The following is a 13753-nucleotide window of genomic DNA, read 5'->3' on the forward strand; positions in this document are numbered from 1 at the left end:
TTAATAGAATAGGTCATCAATCCGAGACTAAAGATCCGGCTTCTGAAATTAGGACCAGAATTTCCACCATTTCTTCTCTTTTGCTGCAGCAACATCCCTAAAGCTTGATAACATATTTTGAAAGGCAGCCTCTCTTCGACTTATATCATGGCGGTATTGTTCACGCTCTTCGACAAAGTGTTCACGATCCTTCGAAATTTCCTCAGTAAGACTGTAAATTTCTTTATTTGTGACATCAACATAATGAGCCAACTCTTCAGTTGTTTCGGATAGCTGCTGGGAAAGAGTATAAATTTCTTCAGATGTCTCAATCGAAACATTAGTAATACGGCTAGAAAGATACTGCAAAGAATCAGCAGTATGTTCAGATGATTTTTCAATCGTTTCCGTAAGTTCTTGAATACCGGCTTTTGTATTCTCAGTCGACTTATATATGGAGTCAGAGATGGACTTAACAGTTATTAAAGATCCCTTGGAAATCTCTTTTTTAACTTCGTCTAATACTTCTCTTCGTACGACACTACGGATTTCCGCTTTTACTTCATTTAAGAAATTATCCTTGTATGTATCCATCGCGTCGAAAAATTGATCAGCATATTTAATTGCGGCTTCGTCAGTTGGGATCCGGTCAACTTCATAGGCGGGAATAGACAAGGACGTATCAATTTCCGGTAATTCATCAACAGCTTCACTTTCCGGCTCAAGCGTCTCTTGTAGCCAATCCTTTATTACTTCTATACCTAGCTTATTTGCGTACATAAGTTTGATTTCATTAAGAAGATTAATCTCCCAATCTGTATAAATTCTGGCCCCTTGTTTGGTTCGGGGAATTACGAGTAATCCGTTAAGGTCTTTTTCCCACTGGCGGATTGTCCCTGGTGGCACCTTTATTTTTTTGGCAACCTCTTTCATTGCATAGGTTCGCATAAAGTTCAATCCTTTCTATATAAAATTCATAATTTTTTAATATCTTTGGATAAATAATTCAACATTCACTAGTGCATTTTCCTGCCACATGACAAAAGCTATCAAAACAAGACGGAAATCACGAAATAACAACATATTCTTCCAAATTGAGAACCAATGACGAAAAATATCAAAAAATTATTGAGAAAAGTGAAAAAAAAGTCTAAAATTTGAAGTGGATATTCTATGGAAAGAAGGGTCAGCATGTGGATAGCAGCAGCATTTGTGACAATGATTAGCTTTGGAACCAACAATTCTATATTTAAGTGGAGTACCGGCAGAGGATTATCGAAATTACATATTCAATTTTACTTTTATTTTGTTGCCTTTTTACTAACTTTTGGATTTAGTTTCTTTTATGGAACGACTCCTATTAATTTACTAACCATTTTGCTGGGAACGTTGATTGGAATTTTAAATGCAAATGGCAATATTCAAATGTCAAAAGCATTTGAAAATGGTCCGGCTAGCTTAACTTCACCACTAATAGGAACCAATGCTATTTTTCCAATTTTAAGTGCGGGAATTATTTTTCATGAAAAAATTACGATACTGCAATGGGTTGGAATCGTAGTCATGCTTGGATCTGCAATGGCCATCCAGTATTCACCCACTAAAAATCGGAAAACAAGTTATTTACCTTGGATGTTCCGTGTTTTATTGGCAATTTTGTCTTTTGGGCTGTTAGGAATATTAATGAAAACATCCTCCTACCTCCATATAAATTCATTAAACATACTGATCTCGATGTATGGAGGAGGCTCTGCCTATTTAGCTGTTTGTAGTTTGCTTCAGAAAGAAAAATGGCAAAAATCTGAAGCAAATGTCGGATCTTTAGTTGGAATAATTAGCATCCTGGGATATAGTGCTTATTTCTATGCCTTACAGGCAGGTACAGCAAGTATAATTTTTCCGATAGTTAGCCTAAATTGTTTAATAGTAGTCCTCGCCGGTTACTGGATTTTTAAGGAAAAGCTAAAACTTTATCAGGTTATTGGCGTTTTTTCAGCTCTATTGGGTATTATTTTTACAAAAATATAAAATATTTTTGGGTAGCCCTAAGTGGGTTTCCCGATAGAATTGACTGCTTTTAACACGTTTTAAGGATAAATATAGTTAAAATGTTATTCAGCCTTCTTCAATCAACGAAAGGGGCAGAATCATAATGCCCCTCACAGTTAGAGTATTAGCTAACAACCAGGGGCTTTTCTTTTTTAAAGGGTTTGCTAGCTATAGAAGTAGATTTTTTATTCAAAGCCAATAATAAAATCATTCCAATGATACAAACTGTACCACCCCATTGGAAAAATCCAAATGATTCTTTTAACCAAAAGACCGTTGTTAAAACAGCTGCCAATGGCTCTAAACAACCTAGAAGGCTTGTTTCTTTAGGTGAAAGACTTTTTAAGCTTTCTATATAGAACCAAAATGCAAACATTGTTCCGAATAGTATAACGAATACTAAGTATAAATAGGATTCTGTTGTTAAGCTTGTAAAGTCGATTTGCCAAGGTGGGTGGATAAAACTTAATGCAAAGCCACCGATAATCATAGACCAGCCAACAATGACAAGAGAATCGTATTGCTTTAGTAGAGGAACGGCATATAAAGTATAAAATGCTGATGATAGTCCAGATAAAACCCCCCAACCTATTGCAAGTGTCGGCACAGATAGCTGAGAGATGGAGCCGTTAGTTAATAAGAAATAGCAACCGACTAAAGCAAGCAAAACAGTTAACAAATCTCGTCGATTTAGAACAGTATGTTTGCGTAAAATTAAGTAAATGATTATCATTACTGGTGCTAAATATTGTAATAGCGTTGCAACAGCAGCATTACCATGTTTAATCGATGCCATATACGTGTATTGAACTCCAAGCATACCGATTAACCCAAAAATAATCAGTTCAACAGCTGTCCTTCTATTTTTCCAGACACCAAGTATCTGAGAACGGTCTTTTCCAAAAAATTGAACTGATAAAAGTAAAAAACCAGCTATGAGTAATCTAGTCGTTACAAGCCAATTTACATCAATTGCGGATTGTTGAAAAAGCTTTTGTGCGACGGTACCGCCAATTCCCCAAAATATTGCTCCCGTTATAACAAGAAATAATCCTGTTCTTCTCTTCATGAATGATTCTCCACCTTTAAATATAATAATAGTGTTATAATAAGTGGAAATTATCATTAAAAATACGCATATTGAACGGAAAAATATAAATATATTGAGGTGATATTTTTGCAGATAAAAAATTTCATGATTGACCAAAGTTTAAAAGAGCTGACCCAACATCGTACAGTCGTGTTACCGATTGCATGTTACGAAACAAAAATTAACCAAAATATACATGGATATATACCGCTTCATTGGCATGATGAAATTCAATTTGTTCTGATTGAAAAAGGTGAAGCAATCTTTCAAATAAATGAAGAAAAACTAGTGGTTCGAGAAGGCGAAGGGCTTTTTATAAATAGTGGCTGCCTGCATATGGCGAAAGAAAAGAATTATTCCGACTGTGTTTATATTTGTTTAAATGTTTCTCCTCATTTCGTTTTAACACAAGAACTCTATACAACCTTTGTATATCCCTATATTCAAGCGACTAATCTACCTTACCTATCCATAGATCCAAATAAGCCTTGGGGAAAAAATATTTTAGATGCCATTATAAAAATCAATCAATTAATTCATCAAAAATTACCCTGCTATGAAATCGACATTACCGTACAGCTAACGTTAATTTGGCGAAACTTAATCATTAATGGCTTTCAATTAGAATACGAACAGACGGAAATGGTAAAGAGTCATCGAATGAAGCAAATGTTAAATTGGATCCATCTCCATTATGCTGAAAAAATCATGTTAGACGATATTGCCCGAGCTGGTCAATTGAGCCGTTCCGAATGCTGTCGATATTTCAAACGAATTTTAAAGAAAACACCATTGAATTACGTAACCGATTATCGTATTCAAAAAAGCTTAAGTCTGTTGAAACAAGCAGACTCCAATGTTACAGAAGTAGCCTATCAAGTAGGATTTAATAGTACAAGCTATTTCATTGATAAATTCCGAAAGTCGTTGAACATGACACCATTATCATACAAAAAAAATAAAATGGATGATTGTTAAATTACTTCGAAAAACATTGATATATCAATAAAAAAAGCAATGAAATTATACAAGCAATCGACTCGATATATTTAGCGAAACCCGGGAGCCATAGCCTTGTATAAGCGAGCCGGATTCGAACAAAGGGGATTTATCCGATTCTCGTTTTGATCAGCTCCCTATAATTGTTTTGAAAAAATGATGGGATAATAAAATTCATAACTCGGGATGATTCAAAATAATACAGCATAGAAATAAATATAGGTTTTAAAAATTTTCCAACAAAATTTTGCATCATTTTATACTATGAAAATATTTTTTTTATGGTATAGTAATTAACGGAAATATATATAATCCGCTTTTATAGCGGTAGAGGTTCTAGCACCCCTCTCAAAAAAAACTAAGAGAAACAGTACTGCTTTCTTAGTGGTGCTGTTTTTCTATTTTAAGGAGAATGAAAATGATGGAAAATAGCAAAGCGCTTGTTGTGTTTAGCGGTGGTCAGGATAGTACGACTTGTTTATTTTGGGCATTGGACAGATTTAACGAAGTAGAAGCAGTTACTTTTGACTATAATCAACGGCATAGCCTTGAAATTGAGTGTGCCAAAAATATAACGAAAGAGCTTGGTGTAAGACACCATATACTGGATATGGCTCTTTTAAATCAATTAGCTCCAAGTGCGTTAACCAGGGATGATATTGAAGTGAAAGAAGGCGAAGACGGTGAACTTCCTTCATCATTTGTACCTGGAAGGAATTTAATCTTCCTATCCTTTGCGGGAATTTTGGCAAGCCAAATTGGTTCAGCCCATATTGTCACAGGTGTTTGTGAAACTGACTTCAGCGGCTACCCTGACTGCAGAGATATTTTTGTAAAATCCCTTAATGTAACATTAAACCTTTCAATGAACGCACAGTTCGTTATTCATACACCGCTTATGTGGCTAAATAAGGCAGAAACTTGGGGATTAGCGGATACTCTGGGTGCTTTAGATTTTGTCAGGGAAAAGACCTTAACTTGTTATAACGGAATGATTGCAGATGGTTGTGGAGAATGTCCTTCCTGTAAACTAAGGCAAAAAGGTTTGAATGAATACCTGAAAAATCGAAAGGAGTTTTAACTGCTATGTACGGTTTTCGAATTGTCGATAAACTCCAAAAAATTGATGAAGATATTCAAAAGGACCAATTAAAATATCATACTAAGAGGGTTTTGGTCAGCAAGGAGTTTACCTTTGATGCAGCCCATCATTTACACAATTATGAAGGAAAATGTAAAAATTTACATGGGCATACCTATCGAGTGATTTTTGGCTTAAGCGGATTTGTAGACGAGCGCGGGTTAATGATGGATTTTGGTGATATTAAAGAAATTTGGAAAAATGAAATTGAGGTTTATCTTGATCACAAGTATCTAAATGAAACTCTCCCTCCTATGAATACAACAGCTGAAAATATGGTTGTTTGGATTTATGAAAAAATGGCGTCGTCTCTTCAAAAGGAAGATAGACAGAAACAATATCATGGGGCGAGAGTTGAATTTGTGCGACTGTTTGAAACACCTACCAGCTATGCTGAAACCAGAAGGGAGTGGATGGAGTGTGAGTAAATTACCTGTGCTTGAAATTTTCGGTCCAACCATCCAAGGCGAAGGCATGGTTATTGGGCAGAAAACGATGTTTGTTAGAACCTCGGGCTGTGATTATTCCTGTAGCTGGTGCGATTCGTCTTTTACTTGGGATGGTACGGGAAAAGATGATACAAAAATGATGAATGCGGAAGATATATGGGAAGAATTAAAGGGCCTTGGTGGAGATGGGTTCTCTTTTGTGACCATTTCAGGTGGAAACCCCGCATTATTAAAAAACCTTAATAGCTTGATAGACCTTTTAAAGGAAAAAAATATTAAAGTTTGTTTGGAAACCCAAGGTAGCAAATGGCAGGATTGGTTTTTCGATATTGACGAATTAACGATTTCACCAAAGCCGCCGAGCTCTCGAATGGAAACTGATTTTGACGTATTAGATACAATTATTAAAAGAGTGGCCAACAAAAATTCGGAGAAACATGTCAGTTTAAAGGTTGTCATTTTCGATGATCAGGACTATGAATATGCAAAAAAAGTTTATCATCGCTATCCAAATGTTCCTTTCTTTTTACAGGTTGGAAATGAGGACATTACCACCACTGATAATGAAGAGTTAGTTAGAGGGCTGTTAAATAAATATGAATGGCTGATTGATAAAGTCATCGCTGACCATGAATTAACAAATGTTAAAGTTCTTCCGCAATTACACACCTATTTGTGGGGGAATAAACGAGGAGTGTAAGGTTAATGCTTATCCAATTTGGATAGGCATTTTTTGTTTAGGAAACAATAAGTAATATCTACATTTCTTTGAATAAAGTGAGGAGTTTTATGAAGAAGTTATGGATCTTTTGTCTTATAATTTTTGGAATTCCAGCACCTGTATTTGCTCAGCAAAAAGTGCCAATTTTGATTTATCATTCGATAGATGAATACAATGGTCATGGCATAAAGGAGTTATATGTAACACCCGAAAATTTTGAAAAACAAATGACATATCTCAAAGATCATGGGTATACTCTATTAACATTTGAACGATGGCAAGATATGAATAAAGTAAATAAACCTATTTTCATCACTTTTGATGATGGATATAAAAATAATTTGAACGCATTTTCTATTTTTCAAAAGCTGAAGACAGCGCATTTTCAACCAACCGGTACTATTTTTGTTATTTCAGACTTTATTAATCGTTCAAACCGCTTAGCAGAATCAGATATAAAAATGTTGGTTAACTCGGGAATTTTCTCTATCCAGTCACATACTGCTACACATCCTGATTTGACAAAAATTGAAGATTACCAATATGAATTGAAGGGGTCAAAGGAAAAAATCGAAAAAATATCAGGCAAACCTGTCATTGCTCTTGCTTATCCATACGGAAATTTTAATGACAGGGTTGTTAAAGAGACGATGAAATACTATCGTTTTGGGATTACTACGACGCCTGAACTATTTTCTGAACATGGCATAAAAAACGAACTTTTTTACATTCCTCGAATTTACGTGAAATATTCAACGACACTCAAAGATTTTGCAAAAGCTGTGAAGGGAGAATGAAGAAATATATTGGTAGGGAGGGGAATATGCTCTTTGATATACTCTTTGAAAAGGGGGAATTTTATAGAAGGGAGATAAAATACTAAATAAAACGGCCTTAAGGTTTTTAGAACATCATTTCCCTGAAACCTGTTATTTTGTTAAAAAACTAGTGGAATTTGCTCCTGAACTACAGAATGAAAGTATTCAATGTTCTTTAAGAAAACCATCTTTTAAATAAATTAAATTTAATTTGTCGTTGTTCGTGCTTAAAATCATAGCCACAAACTCAAACTCTTTGAGGTTGAAACCAGAGCAAATAAGCCCGAACAACTTTGATTTTCATTAATATATTAAACTATTCATTTTAAAAACTGATGACTAGTATGTTAACAATTTGTAACGATTTTAGTACAAATAGAACATCATTGAAAAATAGTAATTGATAAAACTTTGTAAACAGTAAGAAACTTTCATGTAATCAAACATCGCTATAATAAGGTAAGCGTAATAAAGACTTTTTTAGGGCAGGTGCTTGTATGGAAGAAACGATCGCAAAATCCTATTTGCAGAAGTCTCTGGAAGAATGGAAGGATGATATTTCCCTCGTGCTGGATGAAATTGCAAAAGAATATGACGAAGTAGCACAGGAATTGAAAGTATACTCCTACAAATATGGGATAACGAAGCAAGTAATCCAATCAACAGTTAACGAAGAGATTATCGAAAAAATTCGTCAAATGTACCATAAACCTTTTGAAGAAAGCTATAATCAGCTTAAGGAATACATACGCGATCTAGAAGAAAAAAGACGAGTATTTCAAATGTTTATTCAAAAGATTGAGGAAGTTACGAGAAAAGAATCCGCTAAGGTTTCTTAATTTAAGATAAAAGCAGTCTGACATATTTGTTCAGACTGCTTTTTTCATTGAGGAAAATCTACATCCGTGCAGACGGAAACAGCACCAAAGCACTTTGCATATATTGATTAGCAGGTAAAAAAGTGAGGTGAAAAAAATGATCACCGCAAAGATAGGCAGTAAAACCTATCGAATGTTTAATAATCTCGAAGAATATTTTGATAACTTTCGGGCCCAGGTCATTGGAATGAACCAAGAATTTGATTCTCCCTATGGGAAGAAGAAAATAATTTACGCGGATTGGACCGCAAGTGGACGGTTATATAGGCCAATTGAACAAAAAATTTCGGAGGTTTTTGGTCCTTATATGGCGAATACTCATACAGAATCAAATATTACCAGTTTAATGATGACAGGAATCTATAAACAATCAAAGAAAATAATTAAGGAACATGTTCATGCAGATGAAAATGATGTTGTTATCCTGGATGGATTTGGGATGACATCCGTGATGAATAAATTTCAAAGAATATTAGGAATCAGAGTTCCTGAACAAATGAAAGAGCGTTTGGAGCTTACCGAAAACGAACGGCCAATTATATTCCTGTCACATATGGAGCATCATTCTAATCAAACCTCTTGGCTGGAAACGATAGGTGATGTGGTCATTCTGAGTCCTGACTCTAAAGGAGAAGTGGATGTTTATCAGCTTGAACAGCTACTTCATCAATATAAGGAGCGTACAATTAAGATTGGTTCATTTACGGCTTGTTCCAATGTAACGGGAATACAGACTCCCTACTATCAACTGGCCAAAGTCATGCATCAACATGGCGGATTTTGTTTTGTGGATTTTGCAGCTTCTGCACCATATATATCCATTGATATGCATCCTAAAGATCCCTTGGAAAAGCTAGATGCCATTTTTTTCTCTCCTCATAAGTTTCTTGGAGGACCGGGGACAAGTGGTGTTTTAGTCTTTGATTCAAGATTGTATCGTAATAAAATTCCTGACCATCCGGGTGGAGGAACCGTTACATGGACAAATCCATGGGGTGAGCATCACTATTATTCTGATATTGAACTCCGAGAGGATGGGGGCACTCCCGGGATCCTTCAAGCAATCCGTATTGCACTTTGTTTAAATTTAAAGGACCTGATGAATGTTGAAAGAATTTTAAAAAGAGAAAAAGAATTATTAACCCTGCTCCTGCCAAATTTAGAAGCAATACCAAATCTGCACATTCTTGATGGGCATAAGAAGGACCGTTTGGGTATTGTTTCATTTTATATTGAAAATATCCATTATAATCTAATTGTTCGATTATTAAATGATCGGTTTGGCTTTCAGGTTCGCGGCGGGTGTTCATGTGCAGGTACTTACGGGCATTACCTCTATCATATTGACCAGCAAGCATCTAAGAAAATTACCAATAAAATCGATCAGGGAGATTTATCGGATAAACCGGGGTGGGTCCGATTTTCCTTACATCCTGTTATGACAAACGAGGAAATTTTACTTTTTGTAAATGCCATTAAGGAAATAACACTTAATATTGAGGAATGGAAAAAAGAATATATTTATGATGTGATGAGTAATGATTATTTTTATATACATCACATTAGAGAAGATATGGCACCGCTTTTCCGGTTTGAATGATATAAGAAAATGCCTATCCCAAGTCGTGAGGGATAGGCGTTATTTTAATGGAGATGAACAAAATTCATCAGTGCGGGAATCAATGAAAATCCCCAAAAGAATGTAATCCAAGCTGCAAAGATCATAGCAAGTGTTGAAAAAGTGGCTTCTTGTTCACCATATTCCAATGCTTTGTTCGTTCCAGACCCGTGTGCTGCCGTACCAAGCGCTAACCCTTTAGCAATCGGTGTTTTAATCGCTAACCCCTTAATTACCAACGGGCCAATAATACCCCCAATTATGCCAGTCATAATAACGAAGACCGTTGTTAAAGTGGGCAGACCGCCAATCTCCTTCGATACTTCAATTGCAATAGGAGTAGTAATTGATCTTGGTAGAATACTCAATATGAAATCCGGTTTTAAATGAAGTAATTCGGAAAGACCGAACGACGAGAAAATGGCAATAAGTGTACCACATGTAATGCTAACCAGTATGTTCCCGATATATTTCTTTACTAAATGAAAATGTTTATATACTGGAATGGCAAAAGCTACTGTTGCAGGTCCTAACATATATGTCAACACTTTAGATGCATGCAAATATTCATTCGCTGACACGTGAAAAGAACTTAACAATCCAATTAGAGCAATTGGTGCTATTACCAAGGGATATAAAAATGGATACGACCATTTTGTATAGGCTTTTTTACTTATCCTATATGCGAAATAGGTTGCGATTGTAAATAAAACCATACTCATAGGGCACTACTTTTCTTTCTATTATAAAGCTTCTCAGAAATAAAAGCCGTCGTACCCATAACAATTAACGTACTAAAGCCTATTAAGAAAACCATTTCAACACCTTGTATACCTAAAATTTCTTTGTAATTGACAATACCCACAGCAGAAGGAACAAAGAAAAGAAGCAATTCAGCTAAGAGCCATTTTCCGCCTTCCTCTACCCATTCAAGTTTTATGATATTAAGCATTAAAGCTAGGAATAATAGGATTAATCCAATCATTGAAGCAGGAATCGGCACATTCACAACTGATTTGATGCCAACTCCTATTAAAAGAAAAAGATTAATAAATAATATCTGAATTATGATTTTGAACAACTTCATCGTAACAACCTTCCTATGATAGAAAAGAGCTCAAATGGCTCCTCATGTAAATTTATATAAGTAATGTTACGCTGGATTTGGTTATTCGTAAAATACATAATTAGAATAAATAAGATAACTTTTAGTTATAATAAAAAAATTGCTTTTCATTTAAGATATAGTTTATAAGGGTGTGCCCGGCGTATGAAATGTAACGATCTTTTTTTGTAATTACAGCAAGCTTCCAAGGAATCGCCGGTCGCAGTCTAATAATTTTAATATCAGGATTCATCACGCGATTACAAATGGACTCAGGAAGGGCTGTGACACCAAGATTCGCTGCCACCATTTCAGACATTAAGTCCCACTGCGAGCTTTTGAATAAAATCTTTGGCTCAAATCCCTGATTGATAAATTCGTCACGCATGATTTGATATAAAGCAAATTCCTCATTATAAAAAATAAATTCTTCATCCTTTAATTCATATAATTCAACGAATTCACGTGCGGCAAGCTTGTGCTTGTGATGTACCAACAATTTCATTTCCTCTTCAACAATGGGGTAAACATCAAATTTTTGTTCTTCAATAGGAAGGACAGCTACCCCTAATTCAAATTCACCTTCCTCGACACTTTTTACAACCCTGGCTCCACCGTATTCCGTGATATTGATATGAACATTTGGAAATTGTTGATGAAATTTTGCAATTACCTTAGGAAAGAAAAGACTCCCAATAATGGGCGGTAAACCGATATGAATTTGACCTCGTGAAAGGTTCGTTATGTCGTTTAAAGTAGTAGACATTTCTTCTATAAGCATCATCATCCTTTGTGCATAATCCAATACAATCAAACCGGCATCTGTAATATCACTCGTCTTATTTGTGCGGATAATTAATGGCATCCCCAATTCATCTTCAAGCCCCTTGATCATCTTACTGAGGGCTGGCTGCGAAATATGAAGGGATTCCGAGGCTTTGGTAATACTTTTATATTTCGCCACTTCCATAAAATACTTCAGTTGCCGAATTTCCAATATAAACACCTCCAAATGCTACGGCTTATTATAATCGAAAAAATTGAAAGGAGGTATAACCTTATCTTAAATTGAAACTCAATTATTAAATCCATTCTTCCTATATGTAGGCAACGCCTGACAATTCTCCGCATATGCTAAAAGAAAAAAAGGTGGGAAATCATGATTCATACAGTAAAGCCCGGTGAAACGCTTGCTTCTATTGCCGCTAATTATCGGGTTAACCTGCACCGCCTCTATGCTGCAAATCCGGGGATAGGTCATTTGTTCGTGGGACAAAAAATTCAAATTCCGGGACTGCCTGAACCTGATACCATTCCTTATTCTATCCAAATTACAGTAAGAAAGCGCAGACTTGCGTTATATAAAAATGGAGGACTCGTGAAAATCTTTCCAATCGCTGTAGGAAAGATGTTAACAAATACACCGACAGGAGAATATGTAATTGTTAATCGGCAATTGAATCCCGGTGGTCCCTTTGGGGTAATGTGGCTTTCACTCTCAAGACAGGGTTATGGGATTCATGGTACGAATGATCCAAGTTCGATAGGCAAGGCAGTTTCACATGGTTGTGTGAGAATGTACAATCGGGATGTACTTCAGCTGTCTGAGATAGTTCCAAATGGAACTAGAGTGATCATTCAACAATAGATTTAAAACAAAGAGACCCTCTCTGAGAAATTCAGAAGGGTGGTTCTTTGTTTTACTTCCTTTTGGCTTTTTTTAATATAATCCAAGAAAAATTTTTCCAAAAGATTTTATTGAGCAAAATAATAGATTGAATCTATATGATCTAGGTGGAACTGCTTCACAAATTACTGAAACAATTTTAAAATAAGTATAAGCTTAGAAAATTGACTGATTCATTTTAAATCGATTGAATAAAGTAAAGCTCTCTGCAAAGGAGAGCTTACATTTTTTATTTAAAGCAACCGTAAATTCCATTCTTTTGATAGATATGTAAGAAGCTTAACTCCGGCTGTACTATTGCCGTGCTTATCTATGGCAGGACCATATAGACCTATGCCCCAGCTGGTTGAGCGATTATTTAACACCCTTGCACTTGGTGGGATCGCTGCCAATATTCCTCCTGAGACACCACTTTTGGCTGGAATCCCGACAAAGGCCGCAAATCGCCCTGAATAGTCGTACATACCGCATGTTAACATTAACGTCTTTGTTAAACTGGCTATTTCAGGTGAAAACAATAACTCGCTAGAATAAGGATGGATACCATCTCGGGCTAAAATCAAACCAATTTGTGCTAATTCAGAGACAGTCATTTCGATGGAGCAAAGTTTTAAATATACCTCCATAGCTTCTTCCACATCACATAGGAGGTAGCCGGTTTCCTTAAGCCAATAGGCAAGTGAACGGTTGCGATTTGCTGTTTTCCACTCTGATAAAAAAACGTCCTCATTTATCATAGGTTTTCTGCCAATCATTTTTTCTAAAAACGATAATAGTGAATCAATTTTTTTAGTTGGTGAGTCACCTGGAAGTAGGGAAGCAACCGTAATTGCTCCAGCGTTTATCATTGGATTAAACGGTCTACCTGGATGGCTTAACTCTAAGCGGAAAATTGAATTAAAGGCATCTCCGGTCGGTTCCACATCCACATACTCCAATACAGATGGTATTCCTCTTGTTTTACAGGCAAGAATAAAGCTAATGACCTTAGAGATGCTTTGCAGAGTAAAACTTTTTTCAGCATCCCCTGATTTTATAAAAGTTCCTTCTGAAGATATCATACAAATCCCGAGATCATTGGGGTCAGCTTTTTTTAAGGCCGGAATATAACTGGCAGTTGCTCCATTTGCTGTATAGTTTTTAAATTCTAAAACCATTTCATCAAGCTGTTGTTGCTTGGAGATTATTTCGTTAGGTAACATATCCTTCATAGATCTTG

The 13753-nt window shown here is 35.7% G+C and carries 15 protein-coding genes; 9 read left to right on the forward strand and 6 right to left on the reverse strand.

Annotated elements, in window-relative coordinates; genetic code table 11:
- Positions 1–48: 48 nt before the first annotated feature.
- Positions 49–927: a MerR family transcriptional regulator gene (locus J2S10_RS04615; protein WP_307404848.1), complete on the reverse strand. Its 879-nt coding sequence runs from the start codon at positions 925–927 to the stop codon at positions 49–51.
- A gap of 225 nt (positions 928–1152) precedes the next feature.
- Between J2S10_RS04615 and J2S10_RS04620 the strand changes: the two genes are divergently transcribed.
- A complete protein-coding gene (locus J2S10_RS04620; protein ID WP_307404850.1) occupies positions 1153–2007 on the forward strand; it encodes a DMT family transporter in 855 nt (284 codons plus the stop codon).
- 145 nt (positions 2008–2152) lie between these two features.
- Here J2S10_RS04620 and J2S10_RS04625 read toward each other — a convergent pair whose 3' ends face one another.
- Entirely contained in the window at positions 2153–3097 is a 945-nt protein-coding gene (locus J2S10_RS04625) for a DMT family transporter (protein ID WP_307404852.1), read from the reverse strand.
- A 108-nt stretch (positions 3098–3205) separates the two neighbouring features.
- Here J2S10_RS04625 and J2S10_RS04630 point away from each other — a divergent pair, with 108 nt between their 5' ends.
- The 7 genes from J2S10_RS04630 to J2S10_RS04660 all read left to right on the forward strand — a co-directional run bounded on the left by J2S10_RS04630 (position 3206) and on the right by J2S10_RS04660 (position 9724).
- On the forward strand, positions 3206–4096 hold the full coding sequence (locus J2S10_RS04630; protein WP_307404854.1) for an AraC family transcriptional regulator: 891 nt from the start codon (positions 3206–3208) through the stop codon (positions 4094–4096).
- A 442-nt stretch (positions 4097–4538) separates the two neighbouring features.
- Entirely contained in the window at positions 4539–5198 is a 660-nt protein-coding gene (gene queC / locus J2S10_RS04635; protein ID WP_307405154.1) for a 7-cyano-7-deazaguanine synthase QueC, read from the forward strand.
- A gap of 5 nt (positions 5199–5203) precedes the next feature.
- Positions 5204–5686: a 6-carboxytetrahydropterin synthase QueD gene (gene queD / locus J2S10_RS04640; protein WP_307404856.1), complete on the forward strand. Its 483-nt coding sequence runs from the start codon at positions 5204–5206 to the stop codon at positions 5684–5686.
- Entirely contained in the window at positions 5679–6407 is a 729-nt protein-coding gene (gene queE, locus J2S10_RS04645; RefSeq protein ID WP_307404858.1) for a 7-carboxy-7-deazaguanine synthase QueE, read from the forward strand. The genes queD and queE overlap by 8 nt, the downstream gene beginning before the upstream one ends.
- A gap of 89 nt (positions 6408–6496) precedes the next feature.
- Complete coding sequence (locus J2S10_RS04650; RefSeq protein WP_307404860.1) at positions 6497–7225, forward strand: polysaccharide deacetylase family protein; 729 nt, start codon at positions 6497–6499, stop codon at positions 7223–7225.
- A 518-nt stretch (positions 7226–7743) separates the two neighbouring features.
- Complete coding sequence (locus J2S10_RS04655) at positions 7744–8085, forward strand: hypothetical protein (RefSeq protein WP_307404862.1); 342 nt, start codon at positions 7744–7746, stop codon at positions 8083–8085.
- Between the two features lie 136 nt (positions 8086–8221).
- Positions 8222–9724 (forward strand): aminotransferase class V-fold PLP-dependent enzyme, encoded by a 1503-nt coding sequence (locus tag J2S10_RS04660; RefSeq protein WP_307404864.1) that lies wholly within the window; start codon positions 8222–8224, stop codon positions 9722–9724.
- Positions 9725–9768: 44 nt separating this feature from the next.
- Here the strand turns inward: J2S10_RS04660 and J2S10_RS04665 are convergent, their stop codons facing one another.
- The 3 genes from J2S10_RS04665 to J2S10_RS04675 all read right to left on the reverse strand — a co-directional run bounded on the left by J2S10_RS04665 (position 9769) and on the right by J2S10_RS04675 (position 11844).
- Entirely contained in the window at positions 9769–10464 is a 696-nt protein-coding gene (locus tag J2S10_RS04665) for an LrgB family protein (RefSeq protein WP_307404866.1), read from the reverse strand.
- Complete coding sequence (locus J2S10_RS04670) at positions 10461–10829, reverse strand: CidA/LrgA family protein (protein WP_307404868.1); 369 nt, start codon at positions 10827–10829, stop codon at positions 10461–10463. Before J2S10_RS04670 ends, J2S10_RS04665 begins: the two co-directional genes overlap by 4 nt.
- A gap of 121 nt (positions 10830–10950) precedes the next feature.
- A complete protein-coding gene (locus tag J2S10_RS04675; RefSeq protein WP_442417887.1) occupies positions 10951–11844 on the reverse strand; it encodes a LysR family transcriptional regulator in 894 nt (297 codons plus the stop codon).
- 159 nt (positions 11845–12003) lie between these two features.
- Here J2S10_RS04675 and J2S10_RS04680 point away from each other — a divergent pair, with 159 nt between their 5' ends.
- Positions 12004–12495: a L,D-transpeptidase family protein gene (locus J2S10_RS04680; RefSeq protein WP_307405156.1), complete on the forward strand. Its 492-nt coding sequence runs from the start codon at positions 12004–12006 to the stop codon at positions 12493–12495.
- A 272-nt stretch (positions 12496–12767) separates the two neighbouring features.
- Here J2S10_RS04680 and J2S10_RS04685 read toward each other — a convergent pair whose 3' ends face one another.
- Positions 12768–13736: a glutaminase gene (locus J2S10_RS04685; protein WP_307405158.1), complete on the reverse strand. Its 969-nt coding sequence runs from the start codon at positions 13734–13736 to the stop codon at positions 12768–12770.
- Positions 13737–13753 lie beyond the last annotated feature (17 nt).

The organism is Neobacillus ginsengisoli (genome assembly GCF_030813055.1).

Bases quoted from the DNA above. Each gene is read 5' to 3' on its own strand.
- J2S10_RS04650 (WP_307404860.1), top strand. From the start codon at position 6,497: ATGAAGAAGTTATGGATCTTTTGTCTTATAATTTTTGGAATTCCAGCA.
- J2S10_RS04660 (WP_307404864.1), top strand. From the start codon at position 8,222: ATGATCACCGCAAAGATAGGCAGTAAAACCTATCGAATGTTTAATAAT.
- J2S10_RS04670 (WP_307404868.1), bottom strand. From the start codon at position 10,829: ATGAAGTTGTTCAAAATCATAATTCAGATATTATTTATTAATCTTTTT.
- queC (WP_307405154.1), top strand. From the start codon at position 4,539: ATGGAAAATAGCAAAGCGCTTGTTGTGTTTAGCGGTGGTCAGGATAGT.
- J2S10_RS04615 (WP_307404848.1), bottom strand. From the start codon at position 927: ATGCGAACCTATGCAATGAAAGAGGTTGCCAAAAAAATAAAGGTGCCA.
- J2S10_RS04620 (WP_307404850.1), top strand. From the start codon at position 1,153: ATGGAAAGAAGGGTCAGCATGTGGATAGCAGCAGCATTTGTGACAATG.
- J2S10_RS04625 (WP_307404852.1), bottom strand. From the start codon at position 3,097: ATGAAGAGAAGAACAGGATTATTTCTTGTTATAACGGGAGCAATATTT.
- J2S10_RS04665 (WP_307404866.1), bottom strand. From the start codon at position 10,464: ATGAGTATGGTTTTATTTACAATCGCAACCTATTTCGCATATAGGATA.
- J2S10_RS04685 (WP_307405158.1), bottom strand. From the start codon at position 13,736: ATGTTACCTAACGAAATAATCTCCAAGCAACAACAGCTTGATGAAATG.
- queD (WP_307404856.1), top strand. From the start codon at position 5,204: ATGTACGGTTTTCGAATTGTCGATAAACTCCAAAAAATTGATGAAGAT.
- J2S10_RS04655 (WP_307404862.1), top strand. From the start codon at position 7,744: ATGGAAGAAACGATCGCAAAATCCTATTTGCAGAAGTCTCTGGAAGAA.